The sequence below is a fragment of the Lysobacter sp. DMC104 genome, assembly GCF_056313665.1.
The window spans coordinates 201,111-227,054 of record NZ_JBQUZW010000006.1; the positions used below are offsets into that span (position 1 = coordinate 201,111).

A 25,944-nucleotide genomic window follows, 5' to 3' on the forward strand; every position below is an offset into this window, starting at 1 on the left:
TCAGGAAAGAGAGAGATCGACGCTGCGCGAAACGGCGGGAACGGCTCGCGGCGACGAGGCGCCGATATCGAGCAGCGCGTGGTTCATCGGGCCGGCGATCCGTGCGAGCAGGGTTTCGTCCTGCATCATCGCCATGTGCGTGCCACCGACCTCGACGACGTCCAGCCGCGCGCCGAGCAGCGTCGACCAGCCGTTGCTGCGGTCGTCGCGGACGGGCTCCTGCGCGCTGAAGAGGCTGACGTCGATATCGATCGGCGGCGGTACGTACTGCACGCTGGCGCGTGCGATGTCGTTGGCGACACGGAAGCGGCGATCCATCTCGTGGCCGGTCACGTCCGGGCCGAGCCAGCCGTTGCGGTGGCATTCGGCCACCATCGCGTCGAGGTCGCCGAAGGCAAGCAGGCCGCGCAGGACATCCGGCGTCAGCTCCGGCCGCAGGTACTGGAGGATACGGATGAGGAAGTGCTTGGTCTGGGCGATGTCGCCTTCCATGTCCTCCGGCGAAAGCCGGTAGGTATCGATCATGCCGAGATAGCCGACGGATTCGCCGTTTTCCAGCAATTGGCGCGCGACTTCGTAGGCGATCAGGCCGCCACCCGACCACCCGGCGAGGCGATAGGGCCCGACGGACTGCACGGACCGGATCTGGCGGAGGTAGTCGCGCGCCATCTCGACAAGCGTCCGGTAGACCGGCGGGTCTTCGTGCATTGCCCTGGCTTCCAGGCTGTAGACCGGAACGTCGGCATCGATGAAGCGCGCGAGACGTTCGTAGGCCAGGACACTGCCGAATCCTTCGTGGAAGCAGAACAACGGGCGTCGCGATCCTGCGATGCGTACCGGGATCAGGCAGGTCGGCGTGTCCTCGCCCTCCCCGCCCTGCGTGACGACGGCGGCAAGGCCGGCCAGCGTAGGAGCATCGAATACCTGCCGCAGATCCACCAGCAGTCCACGTCGACGCGCACCATCGATCAGGCGCGTGACCAGCATCGAATGCCCGCCGAGGTCGAAGAAATTGTCGTGCCGGCCGACGCGCTCCACGCGCAGCAGTTCGCACCAGATCGCCGCCAGCGTGGTCTCGACCTGCCCTTCCGGCGCTTCGTATGCGCGCTGCGCGAACGCTGCGCCCTCCGGTGCCGGCAGCGCACGCCGGTCCAGCTTGCCGTTCGGCGTCAGCGGCAGGCGATCGAGTGTCACGTACGCCGCCGGCAGCATGTATTCCGGCAACTTCCGCGACAGCGTTTCGCGCAGGCGCTGCGGCTCCGGCGCTTCGCCGTCCGCGACCACGTACGCCACCAGCCGCACTTCGCCCGGCGCGTCCTGGCGCGCGATCACCGCCGCTTCGCGGATGCCTTGCTGCGCCGCCAGCTGCGCCTCGATCTCGCCCGGCTCGATGCGCAGCCCGCGCAGCTTCACCTGGTGATCGTTGCGTCCGAGGTATTCGATCGTGCCGTCCGCACGCCAGCGGCCGAGGTCACCGGTGCGGTACATCCGCGCACCCGGTTCGTCCGAAAACGGATCGTCCAGGAACCGCGCCTGCGTCAGTTCGGGGCGATTGAGATAACCGCGCGCCACCTGCGCACCGCCGATGTACAGCTCGCCCGGCGCACCAATCGGCACGGGCTTGCCGTGGCGGTCGAGCAGGTAGAGCTTCGTGTTCGCGATCGGGCGACCGATGTGGATCACCGTGTTGTCCGGCGAGATCACCCCCGACGTCGCCACGACCGTCGTTTCGGTCGGGCCGTAGTTGTTCACGAGCGCGAATGGCAGGTCCGCCGTCGGCAGGCGATTGAGTCGATCGCCGCCGGTCAGCAGCGAACGCAGGGTCTTCTTGTGGGTCAGCCCGCGCGCCAGCGCCGCGTCGGCGAGCGCGGTGACGAGGAAGCTGCTCTGCAGATCCTGCGACGTCCACCAGTCCAGCAGCGCCGACGGATCGCCGTGCGTGCGCGACGGCGGCAGCGCCAGCGTCGCGCCCTGCGCGAGCGCCGGCCACACTTCCCACGTGCAGGCGTCGAACGCCACGCCCGCCGTGCTCGACGTGCGTTCGCCGCGCGCCAGAGGGAAGGTCTCCGAATGCCACGCGATCAGGTTCGCCAGGTGGCGGTGTTCGACCATCACGCCGTTCGGCCTGCCGGTCGAACCGGAGGTGTAGATCACGTAGGCGAGACGGTTCGGATCGGCGGCGATGCGGGCAGGCTGCAAGGCCGTCTCCGCCAGCGGCGGCAGCGCGTCGAGTTCGAGCACGCTCCAGTCGCCCGAAAGATCGACCTGCGCCGACAGCTCGGACTGCGTCAGCACCACGCGCGGCGCAGAGTCGGACAGCATCTCGCGCAGGCGCTCCGCTGGTGCGCCCGGATCCAGCGGCACGTACGCACCGCCCGCCTTCGGCACCGCCAGCATCGCGCGGATCAGGTCCGGCCCGCGACGCAGCAGCAGCGCCACGCGCGTCTCCGGGCCCACGCCGAGCGCGCGCAGCCGCTGCGCGAGCGCATCGGCCTGCGCGTCGAGCTCGCCGTAGGTGACGGTGTCGCCTTCGAACGCGATCGCGATCGCCTCCGGCGTCTCGGCCGCATGCCGCTCGAACCACTGATGCACGCAGAGGTCGCGCGGAAAATCGCGCCGGGTGTCGTTCCAGGCCTTCAGCACCAGCTGGCGCTCGGCACTGTCCATGAGGTCGATCGCGTCCACCGGCTGCGCGTCGTCGCGCACCATACCGCGCAGCAGCGCTTCGAGATGACCGACGTGTCGCTGCATCGTCGACAGGTCGTACAGCGCCGTCGCGAAGCACAGCGTGCCGACGATGCGATCACCCGACTCCTGCAATTCCAGTGTCAGGTCGAACTTGGCGGTGGCCGGGGGCAGCGTCAATTCCTCCAACTGCAATCCCGGCATGTCGAACGCGGATTCGGACGCGCCCTGCCAGGTGAACATCAGCTGGAAGACGGGCGTGTGCGCCATGGTGCGCTTCGGCCTCAATGCCTCCACGACTTGCTCGAACGGCAGCTCCTGATGGTTCTGCGCCTCCAGCACGGACTCGCGTACCTGCGCCAGCAGTTGCGCAACGCTGGGTTGGTCGTCGAGATCGACGCACAGTGCCAGCGTGTTGACGAAGAAACCGATCAGCGGTTCGACCTCCGTACGCGTTCGATTGGCGACCGGCGTGCCGATCACCACCTGGTCCTGTCCTGCCAATCGCGCCACGAGCGCGGCCCAGGCCGCGAGACAGGTCATGAACAGCGTGGTTCCGTGCCGCTGCGACAGCGCCTTCAACCCTGCACTCAACTGCGGATCGAACGCGATCGACAGGCTTTCGCCGCGGTAGTCCTGCACTGCCGGGCGCGGGCGATCGGTCGGCAACGCGACGAGTTCCGGCGCGGTCGCAAGTCGATCGCGCCAGAACGCCAGTTGCTGCGCCTGCATGCGGCCGGACAGCCAGTCGCGCTGCCACACGGCGTAATCCGCGTACTGCACGGCGAGCGCGGGCAGCGGATCGCTCTCGATCGAGAGCCCCTGTGTCGCATATGCCGCGTAGAGGCGAGCCAATTCGTCCATCAGCACGCCCAGCGACCAACCATCGAACACGATGTGGTGCATGGTCAGCAGCAGCACGTGGTCGTGCTCGGCGAGCCGCAGGAGCCGGCCGCGGATGAGCGGGCCATGTTCGAGGTCGAACGACGTCTCGGCCTCGATCGCCTGCCAGTGCGCAATGGCATCTTCGGGCGACGCATGGCCATCGCCGGTGTCGTGCCGTTCGAGCGCAAAGCGCGCTGGCGCATCGATGCGCTGCACCGGCTGGCCACCGACGATCTCGAACCGTGTGCGGAGTGCTTCGTGGCGGGCCACGACGCGGTCGAGCGCCGATTGCAACGCGGCGACGTCGAGCGCACCACGCACACGCAAGCCACCCGGCATGTGATAGGCGCCACTTGCCACCGCGCCCATCTGCGCGATGAACCACAGGCGCTGTTGTGCGAACGACAGCGGCATCGCACCGGTGCGCGCCGCAGGCCGCAATGCCGGCAACGCGCTGGCCGGCGCCTCCGCCAACGCGGCGGCGAACGCGTGCATGACCGGATGCGTGAACAACTGCGAGACCGTCATTTCCAGCCCCAGCCGCTGCCGCACGCGCGACATCATCTGCACTGCCATCAGCGAATGCCCGCCGAGGTCGAAGAAATTGTCGTGCCGGCCGACGCGCTCCACGCGCAGCAGTTCGCACCAGATCGCCGCCAGCGTGGTCTCGACCTGCCCTTCCGGCGCCTCGTACGCGCGCTGCGCGAACGCCGCGCCCTCCGGTGCCGGCAGCGCACGCCGATCCAGCTTGCCGTTCGGCGTCAGCGGCAGACGATCGAGTGTCACGTAAGCCGCGGGCAGCATGTATTCCGGCAGCGTCCTCGACAGCCCGTCGCGCAGGCGCTGCGGCTCGGGCGCATCGCCGTCAGCGACAATGTAGGCGACGAGGCGCACTTCGCCCGGCGCGTCTTCGCGCGCGATCACCGCGGCTTCGCGGATGCCTTGTTGCGCCGACAACTGCGCCTCGATCTCGCCCGGCTCGATGCGCAGCCCGCGCAGCTTCACCTGGTGATCGTTGCGGCCCAGGTATTCGATCGTCCCGTCCGCACGCCAGCGGCCGAGGTCGCCCGTGCGGTACATGCGCGCACCGGGTTCGTCCGAGAACGGATCGTCGAGGAACCGCGCCTGCGTCAATTCCGGCCGATTGAGGTAGCCGCGCGCGACCTGCGCACCGCCGATGTACAGCTCGCCCGGCGCACCAATCGGCACGGGCTTGCCGTGGCGGTCGAGCAGGTAGAGCTTCGTGTTCGCGATCGGGCGACCGATGTGGATCGTCGTGTCGTCCGGCGAGATCACGCCCGACGTGGCCACCACCGTCGTTTCGGTCGGGCCGTAGTTGTTCACCAGCGCGAACGGCAGGTCCGCCGTCGGCAGGCGATTGAGTCGATCGCCGCCGGTCAGCAGCGAACGCAGCCCCTTCCGGTTCGATTGCCCGCGTGCCAATGCCGCATCCGCGAGCGCGGTGACCAAGAAGCTGCTCTGCAGGTCCTGCGACTCCCACCAGTCCAGCAGCGCCGACGGATCGCCCTGCGTGCTCGACGGCGGCAGCGCCAGCGTCGCGCCCTGCGCCAGCGCCGGCCACACTTCCCAGGCGCAGGCATCGAATGCGACACCCGCGGTGCTCGACGTGCGTTCGCCTTGACTCAGCGGGAAGGTCTCCGAATGCCACGCGATCAGGTTCGCGAGGTGACGATGTTCGACCATCACGCCGTTCGGCTTGCCGGTCGAACCGGAGGTGTAGATCACGTAGGCAAGGTGCTCGGGCTGCAGGCCCGTCGCCTCGCGGCCGGGCGCGGTCGCCGGGCGCTGCTGCCAGGTCGGCTCGTCCAGCACCAGCACGGCGGCGGTTCGCAGCGCGCGGCACGACGGCAACTGGTCCTGCAACGCCGCCTCGGTGAGCACCACGCGCGGCCGGCTGTCGTCCAGCATGTAAGCGAGGCGCTCCTGCGGGTACGCCGGATCCATCGCGACGTACACGCCACCGGCCTTCAGGACCGCGAGCCAGGCGGTGACCAGCGCCGGGCCGCGCGCAGCGACCACCGCGACGCGCGTCTCGGCGCGCACGCCCTGCGCGATCAGCTGGTGCGCGAGGCGGTTGGCGTCCGCGTCGAGCGTGCCGTAGGTGATCGACGCGCCTTCGAAGGCGATGGCCACCGCCTCCGGCGCTTCGGCAGCATGGCGCTCGAAACGTTCGTGCACGCAGACGTCGAGCGCATAGTCGCGGCGGGTATCGTTCCACCTCGCCAGCACCCGCTCGCGCTCGACTGCGTCCAGCAGGTCGATGGCATCGACCGGCTGTGCATCGTCACGCACCATGCCGCGCAGCAGCGCTTCCAGATGGTCGCGAAAGCGCACCACCGTGTCGCGTTCGTAGAGCGCACGCGAAAAACCGAGCGTGCCGGCGATGCCGTCGCGCGTCTCGTGCAGGTCGAGTTCGAGATCGTACTGGGCGTTGTGCTCGCCGTTGCGCGGCGGCAGCACGCTCAGCTGCAGGCCGTCGAGTTCGAGCGCTTCCTCCGGCGTGTTCTGCCACGCGAAGGTGACCTGGAAGATCGGCGTGTGCGCCAGCGTGCGCTCCGGCTTCAGCGCGTCCACCACCTGCTCGAACGGCAGATCCTGGTGGCTGTGCGTCGACAACACGCGTTCGCGCACCTGCGCCAGCAGTTGCGTCACGGTAGGCTGGTCGCTCAGGTCGATGCGCAGCGCCAGCGTGTTGACGAAGAAGCCGATCAGCGGCTCCATCTCGGCGCGTGTGCGATTGGCGACCGGCGAGCCGATCACCACCTGGTCCTGCCCGGCCAGCCGGCCCACCAGCGCGCCCCACGCCGCCAGCAGCGTCATGTAGAGCGTGGTGCCGTGCCGCTGCGACAGCGCCTTCAGGCCCGCGGCCAGTTCACCGTCGAACGCGACCGGCAGCAGTTCGCCGCGCGAATCCTGCACCGGCGGACGCGGGCGATCGGTCGCCAGCCCGACCAGCGCCGGGGCGCCGGACAACTGCTCGCGCCAGAACGCCGCCTGCCGCTGCTGCACCTCGTCGGTGAGCCATTCGCGCTGCCACAGCGCGTAGTCCGCGTACTGGATCGGCAGTGCCGGCAGCGGGTCGACGTCGAACGCCACGCCCTGCACGGCATAAGCGCGATACAGCGTGTCCAGTTCGTTCGCGAGGATGCCCATCGACCAGCCATCCGAGACGATGTGGTGCATCTTCACCAGCAGCACGTGGTCGTGCTCGGCCAGTCGCAGCAGGCGGCCGCGGATCATCGGCCCGTGCTCGAGATCGATCGGCGTGGACGCTTCCTCGCGCTGCCAGCGATCGATCATCGCCGCGGCCTCACCGCCTTCCTCGGCCAGATCGTGGTGCAGCAGCATGAAACCGGCGGTTTCGGAGATGCACTGCACCGGCTGTTCGCCCACGACCTCGAAGCGCGTGCGCAGGCCTTCGTGGCGGCGGACGATGCGGTCCAGCGCCGCCTGCAGGGCGGACTTGTCGAGCGGGCCACGCAGGCTCAGGCCGAAATGCAGCATGTGCGCCGTCGGCCACATGTGCGCGATGAACCACAGCCGCTGCTGCGAGAACGACAGCGGCCAGTGCGCGCGCGGTGCGGTCCGCGCGGGAATGCCGACCGGGCGACCGGCGGACTTCGGTTTGCCGCGCCCAGCCTGCGCCGCCAGGAGCAAGGCCTCGCGCTCGGCGCGCGTCATGGTCTTCAGAGTGGCGTTGTTCATTGGACGAGGCCTTGTTGCTGGGCGACGATCGTGTCGAGGTAGTCGGCATCGAACTGCGCGAGCTGGCAGTCGACGATGGCTTCGGAGAACTCGCTCAGGCGCGGGTTCGAGAAGATCGTCATCAGCGACAGCTCGATGTCCCACTCGCTGCGGACGCGCGAGATCAGCCGCGTCGCCAGCAGCGAATGCCCGCCGAGCTCGAAGAAGTGGTCCTGACGTCCGACTCGCTCGATGCCCAGCAGTTCGCTCCAGATCTGCGACAGCGTGGTCTCGGTGACGCCTTCCGGCGGTTCGTACGCGGCCTGCGCGACGCCCGCCTGCGACGGCAGCGGCAACGCCTTGCGATCGACCTTGCCGTTCGGCGTGACCGGCAGGCTCGGCAGCACCACCCATGCCGCCGGCACCATGTAGTCCGGCAGCGCCTGCGCGAGCGCGCGACGCAGCGCCTGCGTGTCGAGTTCCCCGTTCGCGCCGTCGGCCACGTAGGCGACCAGTTGCCTGTCGCCGGTGACGTCCTCGCGCGCCAGCACCAGCGCTTCGCGCACGCCGGCCTGGGCCAGCAGCTTCGCCTCGATCTCGCCCAGCTCGATGCGGAAGCCGCGGATCTTGACCTGGTGGTCGTTGCGGCCAAGGAAATCGAGGGTGCCGTCGGCACGCCAGCGTGCGAGGTCGCCGGTGCGGTACATGCGGGCATCGGCTTCGCCAGCGAACGGATCAGGCACGAAGCGCTCGTCGGTCAACGTCGCGTTATTGAGGTATCCGCGCGCGACCTGCACGCCGCCGATGTGCAACTCGCCGGCCACGCCGATCGGCGCGGGACGACCGTGCGCATCGAGCACGTAAAGGCGGACGTTGGCGATCGGCCGGCCGATCGGCGGTGGCTCGCTCGACGCCGGATCGCACTCGTGCATGCTCGCGCACACCGTGCCTTCGGTCGGGCCGTAGGCGTTGATCAGCCGGCGTCCCGGCGCCCAGCGTCGCACCTGTGCGGCGCTGGTGGCCTCACCGGCGAGGATCAACGTGCGCAGGTGTGGCAGCACGGCATCATCGGGCAGGCTCGCCAGCAGGGCCGGCGGCAGCGTCGCATGGGTGATGCGCTGCGCGTCGAGCCACGCCACCAGTTCCCGGCCCGCAAGCGGACCCGGCGGTGGCAAGTGCAGGCTGGCACCGCACAGCAGCGCCATCATCACCTCGGAAATGCAGGCATCGAAGCTGAAGGATGCGAACTGCACCACGCGACTGTTCGCCTGCACGCCGAAGCCCGCGATCTGCGCCTGCGCCAGGTTGCACAGGCCGCGATGCGTGGCCATGACGCCCTTCGGCACGCCTGTGGAACCGGAGGTGTAGATGACGTAGGCCAGATGCGCGGGCTGCAGGCCGAACGAGGCCGGATCGATCGCCTCGGACGACAGCGACTGCCACTGTTCGGCTTCGGTCATGTCCACCACGGGTGTACGCCAGAGGATCGGACTCGCCGGCAGCTGATCCTGCAGCGCCGCGGTGGTGATCAGCACGCGCGGGCGGCTGTCACGCAACATGAAGTCGAGGCGGCCCTGCGGATACGACGGATCGAGCGGCACGTACGCGCCGCCGGCCTTCATCACCGCCAGCATCGCGACGATCGTGTCGACGCTGCGCTGCAGGCAGATCGCGACCTTGTCGTCGGGCTTCACGCCGAGGCCGCGCAGATGGTGCGCCAATCGGTTGGCGCGCGCGTCGAGTTCGCGATAGGTCAGCCGTTCCTCGCCCTGCGCAAGCGCCAGTGCCTCCGGCGTGGCCTGCACCTGGCGCTCGAACAGCGTCTGCACGCATGCGTCCGGATGCGGCCATTCGTGGCCGGTGCGGTTCCAGTCCTCCAGCACCTGCCGGCGTTCGTCCGCATCCAGCACCTCGACCCGCCACGACGGCCGTTGCGATGCACTTTCGAGTGCGTCGGCCAGCGATTCCAGCGCGGTCTGCAGGTACGCGCAGATCCGCTCCGGCGCGACCGGCCGCTCGACCAGTGCCTTCAGCTCGAAGTCCTCGCCGAGGTCGTCCACCGCCATGATGTACGGCACGTGGTTCGTGCGCTCCACTGCGGACAGCATCTGCATGCCGTGCGCCCAGTCGGGCGTTTCGGTCTCTGCGGCGGCGTCGACGCTGTGGCGATAGTTCAGCACCGCCGAGAACAGCGGCGTGCTCGACGACAGCGCGCTGCAGCGTTGCGCCAGCGCCAGCGAGGCGTGCTCGTGGCCCAGCAGCTCCGACAGCAGCGCGTGCGTCTGCTGCACGCCGTCGCGCACGCCGGTCTCGCCCAGTCGCACGCGGATCGGCAGCGTGTTGATGAACAGGCCCATCGCGCGTTCCGCACCCACGCCGCCCTGCAGGCGACCGAACAGCACGGTGCCGAACACCACGTCCTCGCGGCCGGTGGTCCGCGCCAGCACCTGCGCCCACGCCCAGTGGAAGAGGCTGGCCGTGCTCACGCCGAGGTTGCGCGCCTGCTGGCGCAGGCGCTTCGACAGCGTGCGCGGCAACGCACGCTGCGCCTCGCGGACATGCGCACCCTCGTCTTCCACCTTCAGGATGCCGAACGGTGCCGTCGGCTCTTCCACGTCGCCCAGCATGCGTCCGAAGAACGCCTCGTGCTCCGCCTCGCTCACGCCCAGGCGGGCCTGCGCAACGAAGTTGCGGAACGGCACGGGTTCGGCCAGTTCGTGCGCGCGACCGCCGAGGATCAGGCCGATCTCGTGCAGCAGCACGTCCAGCGCGGTGTGATCGAGCACCAGATGGTGGTGGACCAGCTGCAGCAGCCAGCGTTGGTGCGCCGCGTCGTACGCCGCATGGCCCTGCATCAGCGGCGCGTGGCTCACATCCAGGCGGATGTGCAGCGGATCGGTGAGTTCGGCGAGACGCATCGCCACGTCACCGGCAGGCAGCATCGGCGTGCGCACTTCGAAGCGGGCATGGCGCCACACCACCTGCACGGGTTCGGCCAGGCCTTCCCACAGCACGGCGGTGCGCAGCACGTCGTGGCGATCGATCACCTGCTGCAGCGCGCCCACGAAGGCATCGAGCCGCACCTTCGTGTCGAACGCCAGCGTGGTCGACAGCAGGTAGGCGTCACCCTGTGCCTGCAGCAGGTGATGGAACAGGATGCCTTCCTGCAGCGGCGCCAGCGGATAGAGATCCTGCACGTTCGCCGCCCCGCCCGGCACCGCCGCGACGATCCGCGCGATCTGCGCGGCGTCGAGCGAAATCAGCGGCAGCATCTCCGGCGTGATGGCCGTGCAGCCCGACGGAATGCCGTTCGGCGGCACGACCACGTCGGTCGACGCGCCGCGTTTCGCGTCCTCCACGGCCTGTGCCAGCGCGGCCAGCGTCGGCTGCGCGAACAGCGCGCGGATGTCGATGTTGAGCGATTCTCGCCGCAGGATGCCCATCAGGCGAACGGCCAGCAGCGAATGTCCGCCGAGCTCGAAGAAATTGTCCTGCCGCCCGACGCGCTCGACGCCGAGCAGTTCGCTCCAGATGCCCGCCAGCAGCGTTTCGATCGCGCCCTGGGGCGCCTCGAAATCGCGCTGCGCGAAGGCCACGTCGCCGGGCGCGGGCAGCGCCTTGCGATCGACCTTGCCGTTGTTGGTCAGCGGCAGTGTGCCCAGCGATACATACGCCGCCGGCACCATGTATTCCGGCAGCGACTGCGACAACGCCTCGCGCAGCACGTGCGCCTCCGCCGTCGCACCTTCCGCCGGCACCATATACGCGACCAGGCGACGATCGCCCGGCGCGTCCTCGCGCACCAGCACCACCGCCTCGCGCACCGTCGGCTGCGCCACCAGCGCCGCCTCGATCTCGCCCAGCTCGATCCGGAACCCGCGGATCTTCACCTGGTCGTCGATGCGACCCACGAACTCCAGTTCGCCATCCGGCAGCAGGCGCACGAGGTCGCCGGTGCGATACAGACGGCCGGTCCCGAACGGATGGTCGACGAATCGCTCCGCCGTCAGTTCCGGCCGGTTGAGGTAACCGCGGGCCACGCCCGCGCCACCGATGTACAGCTCGCCGATGCTGCCCATCGGCTGCAACTGCCCGTGCGCGTCCAGCACGTACAACTGCGTGTTGCCGATAGGACGGCCGATCGGCGTCGCCGCCGCGCCTTCGAGCTTCGAGAGCTGCGACTGTTCCGACAGCGTCCACACGCTGCAACCCACCACAGTTTCGGTCGGGCCGTATTCGTTCACGAAGGTCGCGTTCGGCAGAAGCTCGCCCTTCCAGCGACGCAGCGTCGACGCCGGCAACTGTTCGCCGCCGACCACGATGCAATGCGGCGCATCGCAAGCAGTGACATCGCGTTCGAGGTACGACAGCGCATCCAGGTGCGCCGGCGTGATCTTGAACAGCCAGCCCTCGCCTTCGGCGAACAGCCGCGTCGACAGCCGCGCCAGCGTCTCCGTGTGCGATTCGTCCGGCAGCAGCCACACCGGCTTGCCCGCCAGCAGCGGCGGCAGCAGCGTCGTCAGCGTCGCGTCGAAGCACAGCGGCGAGCTCACCACGGACCCGGCAACCTTGGGGAGGTACGCCTCGACCGCATGCGCGAGATAGTTCGACAATCCGCCGTGTTCGACCATGACGCCTTTCGGACGACCGGTCGAACCGGAGGTGTAGATCACGTAGGCGACATCGTTCGCCGAGATCGACGGCAGTTCGCCTTGCGTGAACTCGCCCAGCCAGTCGGCTTCAGTCGCGGCGCCGTCCATCAGCACCACGTCGACGCCCGACAGCGGCAGTTCGTCCATCGTCGCCGCTTCCAGCAGCGCCCAGCCGATGCCGGCGTCCTGCATCATGTAGCCCAGTCGCTCCTTCGGCAGCTTCGGCTCCAGCGGCACGTACGCCGCACCGGCCTTCAGCGCACCGAGCACCGCGATCACGAGTTCCGGCGAACGCGACAGGTACAGGCCCACGCGCGATCCGGGCGTCACGCCCGACTCGATCAGGTAGCGCGCGAGGCGATCGGAACGCGCATCCAGTTCGGCATAGCGCAGCTCGACGTCCTCGAACCGCAGCGCCACCGCCTCCGGCGTGCGCGCCGCCTGCGCCGAGAACTGCGCATGCACGCAGGCCGTCGGATACTCGCGATCGGTCGCGTTCCAGTCGCGCAGCAGGAAGTCGCGCTCGGCATTGTCGAGCAGCGACATCTCGCATAGCCGCGCCTGTGGCGTGGCCGCGACGGCGTCGAGCATGCGGCCGAAGTGCGCGGCCAAGCGTTCGATGGTCGCCGGTTCGTACAGTGCGGCGTCGTATTCGTAGGCGATGTCGATCGCACCGTTGCGCTCGTTGACGTAGAGCGTGAGGTCGAACTTGACCGTGTGCTCGGCGAGCGGCAGTTCTTCCATCTCCAGTTCGGGCAGGCGCACCACCGGATCGGGCACGCTCTGCATCTGCACCATCACCTGAAACACCGGCGGCACGCCGGGGCTGCGGACCGGTTTCAGGTCCTCGAGCAATCGGTCGAACGGCAGATCCTGGTGCAGGTAGGCCTGGATCAGCGTGGCTCGCACCTGCTCCAGCAGCGACGTGAAGCTCTGCTCCGGGTCGAGCCGGGTGCGGATCGCCTGCGTATCGAGGAACAGGCCGATCAATGGCTCGACCTCGGCCCGACTGCGATTCGCCACCACGGTGCCGACGTTGAGGTCGGTCTGGCCGGTGCAGCGCGACAGCACGACGTTGAACGCCGCCATCAGCACCATGAACAGCGTGCTGGAATGGCCCGCAGCGAGTGCGTTGAGCGCCGCGGTGGTCGCCTGCGGCACGTGCGCGTGGACCATGCCGCCGACGAAGCCCTTGATCGGCGGACGAGGATGGTCGGTCGGCAGCGTCGACAGCGGCGCACTGCCGGCGAGCTGATCGCGCCAGTACGCGAGCAGGTGCGCCTGCACGGCATCGTCCATGCACTGGCGCTGCCACAGCGCGTAGTCGGGATACTGCACCGGCAGCGGCGACAGCGGATCGACCGACGTCGGCACGCCATCGACGGCGTAGGCACGGTACAGCGCGCTCAGCTCCTCGGCGAGCACGCCCAGCGACCAACCGTCGGAGACGATGTGGTGCATCGTCAGCAGCAGCACATGGTCGCGTTCGTCGAGCCGCAGCAGGCGGCCGCGGAACAGCGGGCCGCGATGCAGGTCGAACGGCTCGCGCGATTCCAGCAGGCTCCAGTGCGCGATCGCGGCGTCACGTTCGGCGACGTCGAGGTCCAGCGGCTGGAACACGAGCCCGAACGGCGCAACCGGCGCGATGCGCTGCACCGGGCGGTCGTCGACGAGTTCGAACCACGTGCGCAACGATTCGTGGCGACGCACGATCCCGTCGAGCGCCGCCTGCAGCGCGGCACGGTTGAGCCGGCCGCGCAGGCGCAGCCCGATGGGCATGTGGTAGGCGGCGCTGGCCTCTTCGCCGAACTGCGCCGCCAGCCACAGCCGCTGCTGCGCGAACGACAGCGGCATGTCGTCCGGACGCGGCATCGGCGCGAGCGCAGGCAGCGCGGTCGTCTGCGCCTGGCCGGCCATCTGCGCGAAATCGTGCAACACCGGGTGTGCGAACACGGTCGACAGCGCCAGGTTGAGGCCGAGCGACTGGCGCAGGCGCGAGATCATGCGCACGACCAGCAGCGACTGCCCGCCGAGTTCGAAGAAGCTGTCGTGGCGGCCGACGCGGGCGACGCCCAGCACCTCGCTCCACACGCCCGCGATCGCGGTCTCCAGCGGTCCCTGCGGCGCGACGAAGGCCTGCTGCGTCTGCATCGGGTCGCCGGGCGCGGGCAGCGCCCTGCGGTCGACCTTGCCGTTGTTGGTCAACGGCAGCATGCCCAGCGCCACGTACGCCACCGGCACCATGTACTCCGGCAGCGACTGCGACAGCGCCTCGCGCAGCGCATGCGCTTCGATCACAGCGCCCTCCGTCGGCACCACGTAAGCGACCAGCCGGCGATCGCCCGGCGCGTCCTCGCGCACCAGCACCACCGCCTCGCGCACCGACAACTGCGCCACCAGCGCCGCCTCGATCTCGCCCAGCTCGATCCGGAACCCGCGGATCTTCACCTGGTCGTCGATGCGGCCGACGAACTCCAGCTCGCCATCCGGCAGGTGCCGCACGAGGTCGCCGGTGCGATACAGACGGCCGGTCCCGAACGGATGGTCGACGAAGCGCTCCGCCGTCAGTTCCGGCCGGTTGAGGTAACCACGGGCCACGCCCGCGCCACCGATGTACAGCTCGCCGATGCTGCCCATCGGCTGCAACTGCCGATGCGCGTCCAGCACGTACAGCTGCGTGTTGCCGATCGGACGACCGATCGGTGTCGCCGACGCACCGTCCAGCCGCGCCAACTGATCCCGCGTCGACAGCGTCCACACGCTGCAGCCCACCACCGTCTCGGTCGGGCCGTATTCGTTCACGAACGTCGCGTTCGGCAGCAGTTCGCCCTTCCAGCGACGCAGCGTCGATGCCGGCAACTGTTCGCCACCGACCACGATGCAGTGCGGTGCATTGCAAACGGCGACATCGCGTTCGAGGTACGACAGCGCATCCAGGTGCGCCGGCGTGATCTTGAACAGCCAGCCCTCGCCTTCGGCGAACAGCCGCGTCGACAACCGCGCCAAGGTTTCGGTGTGCGATTCGTCCGGCAGCAGCCACACCGGCTTGCCCGCCAGCAGCGGCGGCAGCAGCGTCGTCAGCGTCGCGTCGAAGCACAGCGGCGAGCTCACCACAGAACCGGCGAGGCCCGGCAGGTACGCTTCGATCGCGTGCGCAAGATAGTTCGACAATCCGCCGTGTTCGACCATGACGCCCTTCGGGCGACCGGTCGAACCGGAGGTGTAGATCACGTAGGCGACATCGTTCGCCGAGATCGACGGCAGTTCGCCTTGCGTGAACTCGCCCAGCCAGTCGGCTTCGGTGGCGGCGCCGTCCATCAGCACCACGTCGACACCCGACAGCGGCAGTTCGTCCATCGTCGCCGCTTCCAGCAGCGCCCAGCCGATGCCGGCGTCCTGCACCATGTAGCCCAGTCGCTCCTTCGGCAGCTTCGGCTCCAGCGGCACGTAGGCCGCACCCGCCTTCAGCGCACCGAGCACCGCGATTACGAGTTCCGGCGAGCGCGACAGGTACAGGCCCACGCGCGATCCGGGCGTCACGCCCGACTCGATCAGGTAGCGCGCGAGGCGATCGGAACGCGCATCCAGTTCGGCATAGCGCAGCTCGACATCCTCGAACCGCAGCGCCACCGCTTCCGGCGTGCGCGCCGCCTGCGCCGAGAACTGCGCATGCACGCAGGTCGTCGGATACTCGCGATCGGTCGCGTTCCAGTCGCGCAGCAGGAAGTCGCGCTCGGCGTCGCCCAGCATGTCGATCTGCCACGACGGCGTCCGCGGCGCATGCTCCAGCGCATCGACCAGACGCGCCAGCACGTGATGCAGGTAGTCGCAGACGCGCTCCGGCGCGACCGGCTCCTCGATCTGCGCGCGCAGCTCGAAGTCCTCGCCCAGGTCGTCCACCGACAGCGTGAACGAGTAGTTGGTGCGCTCGCGCACCGACAGCAGTTCCACGCCCTGTGCCCAGTCCGGCACGGTATCGCCGGCCGGCGTGGTGTGGCGGTAGTTCAGCAGCGACGAGAACAGCGGCGCATTCGTCGGCAGCGCGCTGCAACGCTGCGCGAGCGCCAGCGGCGCGTGCTCGTGGCGCACCAGCCCCGACAGCACGGCGTGCGTCTGCAGGATGCCGTCCTGCACGCCGAGATCGCCCAGATGGACACGCATCGGCAACGAGTTCATGAACAGGCCGACCGCACGATCCGCGCCCTCGCCGCCCTGCAGGCGACCGAACAGCACCGTGCCGAAGACCACTTCATCGCGACCGGCGCTCTTCGCCAGCACCTGCGCCCACGCCCAGTGGAACAGACTCGCCGTGCTCACGCCGAGCGTGCGCGCCTGCTGCCGCAGTCGCAGCGAGAGATCACGCGGCAGCTTCAGTTCCGACTCGCGGACGTTGTCGCCGTCGCCGTGCACCTCCAGCATGCCGAACGGTGCCGTCGGTTCGTCGACATCGCCCAGCATCTGCCGGAAGAATGCCTCGTGCTCCTGCGCACTCACGCCCAGCCGCGTCTGCGCGACGAAATTGCGGAACGGCACCGGTTCCGGCAGGGCATCCGCGCGGCCGGTGCGGATCATGCCGATCTCCTCGAAGATCAGTTCGACCGCCACGTGGTCCATCGCGAGGTGATGCTGCAGCAGCAGCAGGATCCAGCGCTGGCTGCGCGAGTCGAAGGCGGCCACGCCGCGCATCAGCGGCGCCTGGCGTACGTCCATGCGCGCATCGCGGGGGTCGGCGATCTCCGCCAGCCGCGCCGCGGCATCGCCGTCGGCGACCTCGATCGTCTCCACGGCCATCGTCGCCTGGCGCCAGACCACCTGCACCGGCTCGGGCAGGCCGTCCCACAGGATCGCGGTGCGCAGCACGTCGTGGCGATCGACGACCTTCTGCAGCGCCTGCACGAAATCGTCGAGCGCCGCGCGCGATTCGAACGACAGAAGCGTCGACAGCAGGTACGGATCGCCGCGCGTCTGCAGCAGGTGGTGGAACAGGATGCCGTCCTGCAGCGGTGCCAGCGGATAGATGTCCTGGATGTTCGCGGCGCCGCCCGGCACCGCGGCCACGATGCGCGCGATCTGCGCCGCGTCCAGCGCCACCAGCGGCAGCATCTGCGGCGTGATCGCCTCGCATCCCGGCGGAATGCCGTTGGCGGGTGCAATGACCCCGCGCTCGCCGGCCCGCTGCGCGTCTTCGACCGCCTGAGCCAGCACCGACAGCGTCGGCTTGGCGAACAGGACGCGGATGTCGGCGTGCAGGCCTTCGCGGCGCAGGCGTTCCATCAACTGCACCGCGAGCAGCGAGTGGCCGCCGAGCTCGAAGAAGTTGTCGTCGCGGCCGATACGGTCGACGCGCAGCAGTTCGCTCCAGATCCGCGCGAGGGTCGTTTCCGTGCGGCCCTGCGGCGCCTCGAAGGCGCGCTGCGCGAACGCCGCGTCGTCCGGCGCCGGCAGCGCGCGACGATCGAGCTTGCCGCTGGGCAGCAGCGGCAATGCAGGCAGCCGCACGTAGGCCGACGGGATCATGTACTCCGGCAACATCTGCGCCAGCGCATCGCGCAGCGCCTGCGGATCGTGCGCGTCGCCGTGCGAAGCCTGTTCGCTCGCGACCAGATAGGCCACCAGCCGCTGCTCGCCGGGTGCATCGGCGCGCGCGAGCACCAGCGCATCGCGGATACCGGGCAGGCGCGACAGTCGTGCCTCGATTTCGCCCAGTTCGATGCGGAAGCCGCGGATCTTCACCTGGCGATCATTGCGACCGAGGTAGGCGAGCGTGCCGTCGGGTTGCCAGCAGCCGAGGTCGCCCGTGCGGTACATGCGCGCGCCGGGCGTGGCCACGAAGGGATCGGCGACGAAGCGCTCCTCGGTGAGCGCGGGGCGATCGAGGTAGCCGCGCGCCAGTCCGGCGCCGGCGATGTGGATTTCGCCGGGCACGCCGAACGGTGTCGGCTGGCCGTGCGCGTCGAGCAGGTAGATCGCGAGGTCGCCGACAGGCCGGCCGATGTGGACGTCCTCGGCCGAGCGGACGTCCTGCACCGTCGCGGTGATGACGGCCTCGGTGGGACCGTAGGCGTTGAACAACTGCGGCCGGTGGCCGGGACGCGCTGCCCAGGCGCGGATGGCCTGCGCCTCGACTGCTTCGCTGCCGATGACGACCATGCGCACGGTCTCGGGGATCGCGATCGACGGATCGGCGCTCACGTACTGCCAGAACTTGGTCGGCAGTTCGGCGATGGTGATCCGCGCCTCGGCGCACAGCTGCCAGAAGCGCGCAGCATCGGTCTGCCACTCGGGCGTGCGCAGCACCAGCGTCGCGCCGACGGTCAGCGCGCCCAGGATTTCCTCGATCGACACGTCGAAGTTGATCGAGGCGAACTGCAGCACGCGGTCGTCCGCGCGGAAACCGTAACGTGCGGTCAGCGCCGGGATGCGGCGCGCCAGCGGGCCGTGTTCGACCGCGACACCCTTGGGCTCGCCGGTGGAACCGGAGGTGTAGATCACGTAGGCCAGATGGCGGGGTTCTAGGCCCGTTTCGGCCGACGCGAGGTCACTGTCCGGCAGCGACGCCCACGGTGCCTGCGGATCGTCCATCCGCACGACCGGCAACGCGGCCTCCCGCGCGAACGCGAGGTCGACGTCGCCCTGCGCGAGCAGCGCGCAAGGCCGGCTGTCGCGCAGCATGTAGGCGAGGCGTTCCTGCGGATACGACGGATCCAGCGGCACGTAGGCGCCGCCGGCCTTCAGCACCGCGAGGATCGCCGTCACCATGTCGACGCCGCGGTGGAGGCAGATCGCGACCTTCGCCTCCGGCGCCACGCCGAGCGTGCGCAGGTGGCGTGCGAGGCGGTTCGCGCGGGCGTTGAGTTCGCCGTAGCGCAGGCACGCGCCCTCGTGTTCCAGCGCGATCGCATCCGGATGCGCCTGCACGTGCCGCTCGAACAGCGCATGGATGCAGTCGTCCGTCTGCGAGGCGCGAGCATGCGCGGCAAACCCACCGGCCAGCACCTGGCGGCGTTCATCCGCATCGAGCGCCTCGATTCGCCAGGACGGCGTGAGCGGTGCGGACTCCAGCGCGTCGGCCATCGCGACCAGCACGGTCTGCATGTAGCCGCAGATCCGCCGCGGATCGAGCGGCGCGGTGGCCTGTGCGGTCAGCTTGAAGTCGTCGCCGAGATCGTCGACGGACAGATCGATCGGATAGCTCGAACGTTCGCGCACCGACACGAGTTCGGTGCCCGGCGCCCACGCGGACATGTCGGCGACACCGGCGCCGTGGCGATAGTTCAGCAGCGTCGTGAACAGCGGCGTGCTCGCCGGCAGCGCACTGCAGCGCTGTGCGAGCGCCAGCGAGGCATGTTCGTGGCCCAGCAGTTCCGACAGCAGCGCATGCGTGCGCTGCACGCCGTCGCGCACACCGGTCGCCCCCAGCGTGACCCGCAGCGGCAGCGTGTTGATGAACAGGCCCATTGCGCGTTCCGCACCGGCCGTTCCCTGCAGGCGGCCGAACAGCACGGTGCCGAACACGACATCGTCGCGGCCGGTGGTCTTCGCGAGCACCTGTGCCCACGCCCAGTGGAACAGGCTGGCGGTGGTGACGCCGAGGCGGCGCGCCTGACGGCGCAGGCGCTGCGAGAGTGCAGTCGGCAGCATGCTCCCGACTTCGTTCGCCTGCTCGCCGTTGCCGTGCACTTCCATCAACCCGAACGGCGCGGTGGTCTCGTCGATGTCGCCCAGCATCCGCGTGAAGAACGCTTCGTGCGCCTCGGCGCTCGTGCTCAGTCGCGCCTGCGCGACGAAGTTGCGGAACGGCACGGGCTCCGGCAGCGCCTGCGCGCGATCGCGCAGGATCATGCCGATCTCGCGCATCAGGATGTCCAGCGCGGTGTGGTCGAACACCAGATGGTGATGGACCAGCCGCAGCAGCCAGCGGTCGTTTTTCTCGTCATGCGCGACGAGGCCGCGCATCAGCGGCGCATGCCGCAGGTCGAGTCGGCGCGAGGCATCGTCGCGTTCCAGCTCGGCGGCGATGTCGTCGCCGGCCAGCGCCAGCGTCTGCACGTCGATGCGCGCGTCGCGCCATACGACCTGCACCGGCGCGTCGAGCCCTTCCCACAGCACGGCGGTGCGCAGCACGTCATGGCGATCGACCACGTGCTGCAGCGCGCCGACGAAACCATCGAGCGCCGCGCGGTCGCCGAAGCCCAGCGTGATCGAGAGCAGGTACGGATCGGCTTCCGGCTGCAGCAGGTGATGGAACAGGATGCCTTCCTGCAGCGGCGCGAGCGGGTAGATGTCCTGCACGTTCGCCGCACCGCCCCGCACCGCCGCCACGATGCGCGCGATCTGCGCGGCATCGAGCGCGACGAGAGGCAGCATGTCCGGCACGATCGCCGTGCAATCGGCCGGGATGCCGTTCGGCGGCACCGCAACCTCGCGAAGCCCGGCCTGCATCGCTTGTTCGATCGCGCGCGCCAGCGCGGCCAGCGTCGGACTCGCGAACAGCGCGGAGATGTCGGCGGCGAAGCCTTCCTGCCGCAGGCGCTCCATCATCTGTACGGCCAGCAGGGAATGCCCACCGAGCTCGAAGAAGTTGTCGTGCCTGCCGACGCGCTCCACGCGCAGCAGTTCGCACCAGATCGCCGCCAGCGTGGTCTCGACCTGCCCTTCCGGCGCCTCGTATGCGCGCTGCGCGAACGCCGCGCCCTCCGGTGCCGGCAGCGCACGCCGGTCCAGCTTGCCGTTCGGCGTCAGCGGCAGGCGATCGAGTGTCACGTACGCCGCCGGCAGCATGTATTCCGGCAGCGTGCGCGCCAAGCCTTCGCGCAGGCGCTGCGGCTCCGGTGCTTCGCCGTCGGCGACGACATACGCCACCAACCGTACTTCGCCCGGGACGTCCTCGCGCGCGATCACCGCCGCTTCGCGGATGCCTTGCTGCGCCGACAACTGCGCCTCGATCTCGCCCGGCTCGATGCGCAGGCCGCGCAGCTTCACCTGGTGGTCGTTGCGGCCGAGATATTCGATCGTGCCGTCCGCACGCCAGCGACCGAGGTCACCCGTGCGGTACATGCGCGCACCCGGTTCGTCCGAGAACGGATCGTCGAGGAACCGCGCCTGCGTCAATTCCGGCCGATTGAGGTAACCGCGTGCGACCTGCGCGCCACCGATGTACAGCTCGCCCGGCGCACCAATCGGCACGGGCTTGCCGTGGCGGTCGAGCAGGTAGAGCTTCGTGTTCGCGATCGGGCGACCGATGCGGATCGCCGTGTCGTCCGGCGAGATCACACCCGACGTGGCCACGACCGTCGTTTCGGTCGGGCCGTAGTTGTTCACCAGCACGAACGGCAGGTCTGCCGTCGGCAAGCGATTGAGTCGATCGCCGCCGGTCAGCAGCGAGCGCAGCTTCGTCCGACCGCCCTGCCCGCGTGCCAACGCTGCATCCGCGAGCGCGGTGACGAGGAAGCTGCTCTGCAGATCCTGCGATTCCCACCAGTCCAGCAGTGCCGACGGATCGCCCTGCGTGCGCGACGGCGGCAGCGCCAGCGTCGCGCCCTGCGCCAACGCCGGCCACACCTCCCACGTGCAGGCGTCGAACGCGACACCGGCGGTGCTCGACGTGCGTTCGCCTCGACTCAGCGGGAAGGTCTCGCTGTGCCACGCGACGAGATTCGCGAGGTGACGATGTTCGACCATCACGCCGTTCGGCTTGCCGGTCGAACCGGAGGTGTAGATCACGTACGCGAGCCGGTTCGGATCGGCGGCGATGCGTGCAGGCTGCAAGGCCGTCTCCGCCAGCGGCGGCAGCGCGTCGAGTTCCAGCACGGCCCAGTCGCCCGAAAGATCGACCTGCGCCGACAGCTCGGACTGCGTCAGCACCACCCGCGGCGCGCTGTCGGCCAGCATCTCGCGCAGGCGCTCGGCCGGCGCCGACGGATCGAGCGGCACGTACGCACCGCCGGCCTTCGGCACCGCCAGCATCGCGCGGACCAGGTCCGGGCCGCGACGCAGCAGCAGCGCCACGTGCGTCTCCGGACCGACGCCCAGCGCGCGCAGGCGCTGCGCCAGCGCATCGGCCTGCGCATCGAGCTCGCCGTAAGTGACGGTGTCGCCTTCGAACGCGATCGCGATCGCTTCCGGCGCCTCGGTCGCATGCCGCTCGAACCGCTGATGCACGCAGTCGTCTTGCGAATAATCGCGCCGGGTGGCGTTCCAGGCCTTCAGCACCAGCTGGCGCTCGGCACTGTCCATGAGGTCGATCGCGTCCACCGGCTGCGCGTCGTCGCGCACCATACCGCGCAGCAGCGCTTCGAGATGACCGACGTGTCGCTGCATCGTCGACAGGTCGTACAGCGCCGTCGCGAAGCACAGCGTGCCGACGATGCGATCTCCCGACTCCTGCAATTCCAGCGTCATGTCGAACTTGGCATCGGCCGACGGCGACGGCAGCGCGGTCGTCGTCATGCCTTCCAGCGCGAACGCCGTCTGCGGCACGTTCTGCCACGCGAACGCCAGCTGGAAGATCGGCGTGTGTGCGAGCGAGCGCTGCGGATTCAGCGCTTCCACCACCTGCTCGAACGGCACGTCCTGGTGCGCCTGCGCCGACACCACGCGCTCGCGCGCCTGCGCCAGCAGTTGCGCGACGCTGGGTTGATCGCCGAGATCGAGGCGCAGTGCCAGCGTGTTGACGAAGAAGCCGATCAGCGGTTCGACTTCGACGACCGTGCGATTGGCAACCGGCGTGCCGATCACCACTTCGTCCTGGCCGGCCAGTCGCGCCACCACGGCGGCCCATGCCGCCAGCAACGTCATGTAGAGGGTCGTGCCGTGGCGCTGCGACAGCGCCTTCAGCGAGACAGTCAATGCGGGATCAAGCGCGATCGGCAACAGTCCGCCGCGATAATCCTGCACCGCAGGACGCGGACGATCGGTCGGCAGCGCGACCAATGCCGGCGCACCATCCAGCGCCTTGCGCCAGAAATCCAGCTGCTTCTGCTGCACCTCGCCCGCCAGCCACGCCCGCTGCCACGCGGCGTAATCGGCATATTGTGCGGGCAGCGCAGGCAGCGGATCGAGAGCCGGCGAAATGCGATCGACGGCGTAGGCGCGATAGAGCGCATCGAGCTCGCGGGCCAGCACGTCCATCGACCAGCCGTCGGACACGATGTGGTGCATCGTCAGCAGCAGCGCGTGGTCCTGTTCGGACAACCGCAGCAGGCGGCAGCGGATCAGCGGGCCGCGTTCGAGGTCGAACGGTGTCTCCGCCTCGATCGCCTGCCAGTGCGCGATCGCGTCTTCATGCGATGCATGGGCATCACCGATGTCCTGCGTCGACAGCGCGAAACCCGACGCGGCGTCGATGCGCTGCACCGGCTGACCATCGACCAGTTCGAACCGCGTGCGCAGCGCTTCGTGGCGTTCCACGATGCGATCGAGCGCTGCCTGCATGGCGGCTTCGTCGAGCATGCCGTGCAAGGCAAGCGCGCAGGACAGGTGATACGCCGCGCTGGCCCGGGCGCCCATGCGGGCGATGAACCACAGGCGCTGCTGCGCGAACGACAGCGGCAGCGCGTCGGTGCGCGCCACCGCCCGGAGCTCGGGCAGCGCGTCCGCGGCCGGTCGATCGACCAGCGCCGCGGCGAGATCACGCAGCACCGGATGTGCGAAGAGATCGGGCAGGACCACCGGCACACCGAGGTGCTGGCGCACGCGCGCGACCATCTGCATCGCCAGCAGCGAGTGTCCGCCGAGCGCGAAGAAATGGTCGTCCCGGCCGACGCGTTCCACCCGCAGCAAGGACTGCCAAATCGTCGCGAGCGCGGTTTCGAGTTCGCCCCGCGGCGCCTCGTATGCTCGCTGCGCGAGCGCGCTGTCCGTGGGCGCCGGCAAGGCGCGGGCGTCGAGCTTGCCGTTCGGCGTGCGCGGGAGATCAGGCATCGCCACGTAGGCCGCGGGAATCATGAATTCCGGCAACGTGCGCGACAGTGCATCGCGCAGCGTCTGCGGATCGGTCGCGCCGGCATCGGCGACCAGATAGGCCACCAGACGCCGGTCGCCCGGGACGTCCTCGCGCACGCGCACCGCGGCTTCGCGGATGCCGGGCTGCGCCAGCAGCTGCGCTTCGATCTCGCCGAGCTCGATGCGCAGGCCGCGCAGTTTCACCTGGTCGTCGCTGCGGCCAACGTAGTCGAGTGTGCCGTCCTCGCGCCAGCGGACGATGTCGCCGGTGCGGTACATGCGCGCATCGGCCTGCGCGACGAACGGATCCTGCACGAAGCGTTCCTGCGTCAATTCCGGGCGATGCAGGTAGCCGCGCGCCAGTCCGGCACCGCCAACGTACAGTTCGCCTTCGACGCCGATCGGCAGCGGCCGGCGGGCGTCATCGAGCACGTACACCCGCGCATTGGCGATCGGCCGCCCGATCGGCGGGCGCCCGGTCATCGGTGCCTCGCAGACATGCCACGTCGCCCACACGGTCGTCTCGGTGGGGCCGTAGGCGTTGACGAAGCAGCGGCCCGGCGCCCAGCGCTCGACCAGCGCCGCCGGGCAGGCCTCGCCGGCGACCACCAGCGTGCGCACGCTCGCCATGCAGGCCGGATCGTCGATCCCGGCCAGCACCGACGGCGTCAGCGTCGCATGGGTGATGTGGTGTTCGATCAGCAGATCGCGCAGCACGGGACCCGCGACGACCGCGCCTGCCGGCGGCAGATGCAGCGATCCACCGTTGCACAGCGCCATCACCGTCTCGAAAACGCAGGCGTCGAAACTGAAGGAGGCGCACTGCAGCACGCGGCAGTCGGCGTCCGCCGGGAAGGCGCGGCGCTGCGCGATGGCGAGATTGACCACGCCGCGATGTTCGACCATCACGCCCTTCGGTTGTCCCGTCGAGCCCGAGGTGTAGATCACGTAGGCAAGATGCCGCGGCGCAAGCCCGATCTCCTCCGGCAGGAGGCGCGTGCACGGCAGTGCGACCATGCCTTCACGCTCGGCATCCATGTCCAGGAAGGCGGCCTGCGACGCCGACGCTTCGCGCAGGATCGAACGCACGTCGTGTGTCACGCCGTCATGGGTGAGCACCACGGCGGGGGCGCTGTCGTGCAGCAGGTAGCGCAATCGTTCGGCGGGATACGCCGGATCCAGCGGGACATAGGCACCGCCCGCTTTCCACGTCGCCAGCATCGCGACGACACGATCGATGCCGCTGGGCATGCAGATCGCGACGCGCGCGTCCGGGCCGACGCCCAACGCGCGCAGCCGATGCGCGAGCCGGTTGGCCTGCGCATCGACCTCGCCGTAGGTCAGTGTTGCCTCTGCGGACGCCAACGCCTTCGCCTGGGGCGCGCGATCCACCTGCGCCTCGAACAGCGCATGGATGCTCAGCCCATGCGGTACGTCGCAAGCCGTATCGTTCCAGGAGGCCGGAGGCTGCGGCTGCGATGCGGAAGACGACGTCGAATCACCGGCTTGCGACACGGGAAGCTGCGCGGAAGACGCGAGGTTCGCTTCCCTGGACGACAGGGTCTCGGAGCACGCTTCGTGCTTGTTCATCTCAAGAAATCCTTTTCATGTGGTCATCCGGATCGCATGTGCATCCGGAAACGTGTCCTGGGCGATCCACGGCATGCCGCTTCGCGCCGTCCTTCCTGGAAGGGCCATCAATGGAACCGCATCGTCACCATGCGGAACCGATTTCCTCGATCAAGTAGAGCGCTCGCATGTTGCAGTTTCGTGCGCATCGCCGCCGGGGACGGCCATCGATGCACATATCCGGACCATCATGCGGCAGCGAAGTCGCAAGCCACGAGACTGCCGGCGATCATGCCGACATCCGGCCATCGTCTTCGCATGCCTGTCGTGATTCACCGTCGTTGCGCGCGGCCCCCTTGCCACCCACGCGCGCATCGCAATGTGCTGTCGAACCCCCGGCCCGCTCGAAATGCATGCGAAGCCGGGATGGCCTTGTCCATGCCATGCCCCCGACGACACGTGAATCCATCGCATCGGGTGTCGATCAAGATCCGGGAAGAGCAGA

2 protein-coding genes are annotated in these 25,944 nt (G+C 69.2%); both read right to left on the reverse strand.

All coding sequences use genetic code 11. The annotated features are described in order from the left end of the window. On the reverse strand, nt 1-7,296 hold the full coding sequence (locus tag ACT53R_RS10075; protein WP_476171738.1) for an amino acid adenylation domain-containing protein: 7,296 nt from the start codon (nt 7,294-7,296) through the stop codon (nt 1-3). Beyond that, nucleotides 7,293-25,460, reverse strand: a complete 18,168-nt coding sequence (locus ACT53R_RS10080) for a non-ribosomal peptide synthetase (RefSeq protein WP_476171739.1) — start codon at nt 25,458-25,460, stop codon at nt 7,293-7,295. Before ACT53R_RS10080 ends, ACT53R_RS10075 begins: the two co-directional genes overlap by 4 nt. Nucleotides 25,461-25,944: the final 484 nt, after the last annotated feature.